The organism is bacterium, from assembly GCA_035370465.1.
GTDB lineage: Bacteria > Ratteibacteria > UBA8468 > B48-G9 > JAFGKM01 > JAGGVW01.
The window spans coordinates 1-5,592 of record DAOOVW010000071.1 but is presented as its reverse complement, the minus strand read 5'-3'; the positions used below and the strand labels follow the sequence as shown (position 1 = coordinate 5,592).

At 33.9% G+C, this 5,592-nt stretch carries 4 protein-coding genes; all 4 read right to left on the bottom strand.

Features of this window, described 5'->3' with window-relative positions:
* Window positions 1-985, bottom strand: a 985-nt coding sequence (locus PLW95_07730) for a hypothetical protein (GenBank protein ID HOV22543.1), incomplete at its 3' end; no start/stop codon positions are given.
* 346 nt (window positions 986-1,331) lie between these two features.
* On the bottom strand, window positions 1,332-3,701 hold the full coding sequence (locus tag PLW95_07725; protein ID HOV22542.1) for a family 16 glycosylhydrolase: 2,370 nt from the start codon (window positions 3,699-3,701) through the stop codon (window positions 1,332-1,334).
* Window positions 3,698-4,762 carry a carbohydrate binding domain-containing protein gene (locus tag PLW95_07720; protein HOV22541.1) on the bottom strand — a complete coding sequence of 355 codons (1,065 nt, stop codon included), beginning with the start codon at window positions 4,760-4,762 and terminating at the stop codon, window positions 3,698-3,700. The genes PLW95_07725 and PLW95_07720 overlap by 4 nt, the downstream gene beginning before the upstream one ends.
* Before the next feature lie 59 nt (window positions 4,763-4,821).
* On the bottom strand, window positions 4,822-5,592 hold a 771-nt coding region (locus tag PLW95_07715; GenBank protein ID HOV22540.1), incomplete at its 5' end, for a DUF1559 domain-containing protein.

Sequence of the window (5,592 nt, the reverse complement as noted above, 5' to 3'; positions counted from 1 at the left end):
ATTTTGAAAGAGAAATAAGTTGATTTAAAAATTTTTTATTTATATTGCCTTTCATATCAGATAGGGGAAATTCCCAAGTAATTGCTCCACCAAGATGAGTTATATATTTTGTGTATGAGATAATTAATTCTTTTGGAAATCTTGGTTCTTCTCCTAATCCCCAAATATCTCCTAAAAAAGTTAAAATATGAAATTGAGCATTATTTATAAATCTTGTAAAAGGTACCCATTTATAAAAAACAGGAAATCCATTTGCAATTTCTCCTGCTGTATAATCTTCGTATTCAGTTAAACTTATTACAGGAATTTTTATACCAGGATTAAAAGCAATTATGCTATCTTTGTTCCCACTTCTTAGTGCATCTGCAAAACTTTTAAAATTTGGGGGTTCTGGGAAATTATACATTTTATCTGAATAATAACATCCATCTATCCACCATCCACTTACAAGTTTTCCCCATCTTTTTGACCACTCTATTATTATATTTTCCCAATTTCTCTGAAATTCACTAAGTCGCTCATCAACTCCTGCCCGGAATTTATATTCTTCTTTCTTCAACCCCCATCTTATTCCTCCATCTTCCCAGATGGGTGTACATTTTAACCTTTCAACTGCGTAAATATCTCTTGATGGAGCATGTGAAGGTAGATATGCAATAAGTTTTATATTTTTTGAATTTAATTCTTCTCCTAATTCTTTTATTAAATCTCTCTTAGATAATCTACTTTTTTCCCTTTTCACTATTTCATCATAAGTTTTATTTGGGGAACAATAAAAACCAGAATTCTGTCCAATGGTAAATATTAACCAATTTGTCTTTACTTTTGATAAGTTCCTTACAAAATTTTTAATATCAAAATTATCAACAATTTTATTCCACTCATCAATTTCTAAATTTACTCTTTCCCTATTACATGGAAAATCAGATAAAAAATGAACCATTACGCCCCATTTTCCACCAATATATTCTGCTCTTTTTTTCATCTTAACTTTTTCTCTCTTAAACTTCTTCAGCAAAAAAAAATTTTGTGTGAGATTAAATATTTAGTAGTTACTATTTGGCAATAATTCTTCTTTTATCTTAATGATAAAATGCCAACTTTTTCTTTTTTTATTTTTTTCTTTAAAATTTTACCACCCTTTTACATTTAATTTTTTTATATTCTTCATTTTAAAGATATTATAAAGTTTACTCTATTCTTTGTAATGAGAAATACCTCCTATAATATAAATTACTTTCAAAGCACCTTCGAATATAAACAATACATAACTTATAACCTCTTCTCTATAGATAGAGAATTTTCATTAATTTTTTAGCCAACCCACTTTTTTATTTCTCACTTATCAACTTTACAATTTCATCTGCAATAACTTTACGAATTTTATCATAATCTTCCCAGGAAAGACCATTTGTCACTTTTAAATCCCCAACAACTGCTTTCTGGCCTGTGCTCAAATAAAATGTTCTCTGCCACTTTGCCTGGTCTCTTAATCTATAGTTCCAATTAATTTTTGAAAAAACTTCTGTAATTTTTGCTTGACTTTCCCCTGCAAGTTTTGTTTTTCCTTCCTTTTTTGCCTTTTCCACTGCATCTTCCCATGTGAGAAGATATCGTATATCATCTATACCTTCTCTAAAACCTTCAAATGCAATTGCTGGTCCTCCTATCTCATTGTCCGTTTTGGGATAATAATAAACAAAATTTGATGTTTCTCCACTTAAATCATTATATATACTCTTCCCGCTCCTTGTTCTATAAGCCCAATTGTTTATACCATCAGCACCTGAAATCCATAGCCAATACCCAGCTGCATATCTCATTAGTTCTGGTCTAATACCTTCTACATCATTGTTATATGCCCAAAGTATTTTTCCCTCCGCTTTGTGTTGTTTTATTTTCTCAATAGGACATAATCCACCATTGATATTCCATACATCACTATAAGGTCCTGCTTCTTCAACCATAAAGGTATCATACGGGCCATCGGTCTCGGTTACAGCGCCCGCTTTCTTTAAAAGTCTTAAATATCTTACACATTTATCTTTAATTGCCTCTCCTTGCCAGGCCGGTTCGTCTATTGGCTGAACTATAAGGTCTAATCCATAATTTTTCTTTACCATTGAAAGAACTGCACGAGTATACCTTATATACTCTTCTTGCCATTGTTCACTTTGTATATCTGCTACACGAGAATTCGCCCAACTAGAACCAATATCGCCAGAATAAAGAATGGGCTTTTTAAAGTCCGCTTTTTTATATTCTTCACATATCCAGTTAAATTTATCAGATACTCCTTTAATAACAATTTTTCCATCTTTTTCTTCAGCAGTTGCACCAATCCCAACTCCTCCAAATAATGCATTCATATTATGCTTTCTCATTTCTAAAAAATCAGATGCAAATTCCTCTCTTGTGTTTATATAATTACTTGCTGGATACCAGAAACCATATGTGTACCTATCTGCTTCTTTTAAAGTAAATGGTAATACCTCTATTGTCAAAGGAAAACGTGTTGGAATTCCTCCCTCTGGACCATATATAGAGGCAAATTCTATCATACCAAAATATTTCCCTGCCTTTGTATCCTTTGGAACTTTTATAGTTAACCAGTATTGAGCATTTTTACCTGAGGGAATATTCGCTCTTTTCTTCCCTTCTATAAAAGTAGGCATGAAAATATAGTCAGGACTCCATTTATAGTTGTAAAGAAGGCGTTTGTTAAGCGAACGCACCATCCCTATGGAAATTGCATCAGCAAAAATAAAATGCCCTTTTCCATCTGAAAGGTCTGTTATTGAAACCTCATATTCCTTTGTCTCTTTTAGTGCATGAACTGCAAATGTTATTGGTTCATACTCATCTGGTGTTACAAAAGTTGTCAACCCTTTATTAACATCTATTATCTCTCCTGCTTCTGGTGTATCATCACAAAATACTCGCTGAGTGTAAGGACGAGAAAAAATTATATATCCCCTTTCTTTCCAGAAATCTGATACTTCCGGGAGTTCTGTCATATCCACATGTATTAACTCTACAAATTTCAGGTCTTTTATACTACCAAGACGAAATTGGTACTTGTTTTTTATTTCGGCAAGTTGTTCATCTGTTGCATCTGTTCTATAAGTAATTTCTTCTACTGATACTACTGTGTCTGAACCAACATTATAAATTGTTATTGGACGAGGGGATATTTCAATATCTTCTTCAAAATCATAGTTGAAAATTTCTTTACCATCAAAATAAAAAACTACTCTTTTGGGTTGCCAGACAATTTTGTAATTGTGAACTTTACAATCTAATGGAATTTTTTGACTGTCTATCATCTTTTTACCTTCATTATCATATATACTTGCTCTTAATTCCATACTCTCTTCTACTGAAAAAGTTATACGGGGTCTTGCTCCATATTTGTGCCGAAAACCCCACGCTACTGCCCCAGAAGTAAGTGGTTTTGTTAAAGATAGTCTTATTTCAAGTACTCCCTCTGGATATGAATTAACTGAAAGAATTTGCCCTCCTTCTGAAATTAAACACTTACCATCTTTTATTGATACACCTTCATCGGTTACCTGCCATGTCCCACGGTCAAGTAAGGAACTTTGAAATTTCTCATTGATAATTGTTCGCCCTTCTGTGCTATTACTCCATAAAACCCGTAAAAACAAAAAACATAATACAACCATTATCTTCTCTCTCATTTCTCCCCCTCTTTTATTGTTAAAAACCTGACATTGTCAAGATATAAAGTTGCATCTCTACGAGGCATCCTCATATAAAATAATACACTCTCTATCATTGAAGTATTAATTCCTGTTAAAGTGGATATTTTTACCTTTATATTTGTCCATGTACCCGGCACACAGACATAACTTACAAAACTCGCCTTTTTTTCTGCATCATCTATCCTTAAAGAAATATATTCAGGATTTGTTTTTGGATTATAAACATCAAATGCTAAATACTCGTATTTTGTCCAATCAACTTCTCCTTTATCAAAAAATAAAGTTCGCTTTACCCCCGGCCACGTATCCGTATCTGACCCTTTGAAATCCATTTTTAAAGAAAACTTCCCATCTGAAGCATACTCGTCACTCCTTGTAATTAATGCACCAGAAGAAATCCAGAATTTCATACTTTCTTCATTCTCAAATGAGTCAATTACTTTTTCCGCATATTCCGGTTCTTTCTCCCCTGTTATGTCATAAAGGGAGATACTATCCCACCATACTATCCCTCCTCCAATACCTCCCGAAGTGTCAGTATATACATCTACACCAATAGCATTTGCTGGTACTGTAAATTCTGTCTTTAATAATAACCAATCTGTCTCTCCTGATAAACCAACTTTATCCGCACTTGTCAATAGAAGAACATTGTTTTCTCCATATATTGAAACAGAAAGTACCGCATTCCCTTTAAATTCTTTTCCCTTTACATATCCTGTTAATCTGTATTTCCTGCCTCTCTCAAAAAATTCCATCTTTTTATCTCGTAATACCACATATCCTTCATCTGACTCTGTCCTTTTGCTATCAAATACCATCTTTAAACTCTTTTTCCCACTATGCACAACTTCTGTATCCATTGAATAAGACACATTAGATGTTGCAACTCCCCGTTTTGCCCATCCATCTGGAACTCCATTATTATCTCTATCATATTCAAAATCCCCAATTAACAATAAATTCTCTGCCCCTTTCAAACAACTTATTCCTATACAAAAAAATATACATACCACATATGCTATTACTCTTTTCATTATTCCTCCTTGTTTTCTTACCGGTTCTGCCAAAATTATCCTTATTTCTTGTCCACATATCAATTATCAAAATCAAACCACCCTCCGCCACTACCCACGCCGTATTGCAATCCTTGTGCCTCTATAATATCTTTTCTCTGCCAACTTACATGTCCATCCACCCAAAGTAAGTTACTGCCATCGTTGTGAATATATCCTAACCAGCGATTGTTCGTACCGACATAAGCAGTTCCCCCTTGAAACCAAATATATGTTCCTATATAAGATATTCCGGATCCTGTAGTACCCGGACCATATGTAGAATCACCAATTATAACTTTTTCTGATGGCTTCTTAATGCTTGCGTATTTACGTGGATAATTAGATGGGCCACCGGTAAATAATATTCCGCACTCCATATTCATTGTGTAATTAACAGCATAACTCCATGGAGTAGTACTACCAGACGTGTAGTAGTATCTATTACTTGGACAAACAAATACGGTTACGGGTCCTTTTGGCTTTGCTGGATACTCTGCTACTGGTACACCTGATAATTTTGGATTTGTATATCTTAGTAATTTTATGTACCAGTTTTGTCCTATATTAACAGAAGGTAATACCTCATTATAATCCTGGCAGTACATCATTACGGCTATACCGATCTGCTTTAAATTACTCATACATACTGACTGTCTTGCATTTTCTCTTGCCCTTGATAAAGCAGGTAATAACATCGCTGCCAAAATCGCTATAATCGCTATTACCACAAGCAACTCTATCAATGTAAACCCCCTATGCTCTAACTTAGCACTTCTGCGCCTGCCCGCCTGAGCATTAGCAAAGGAGGG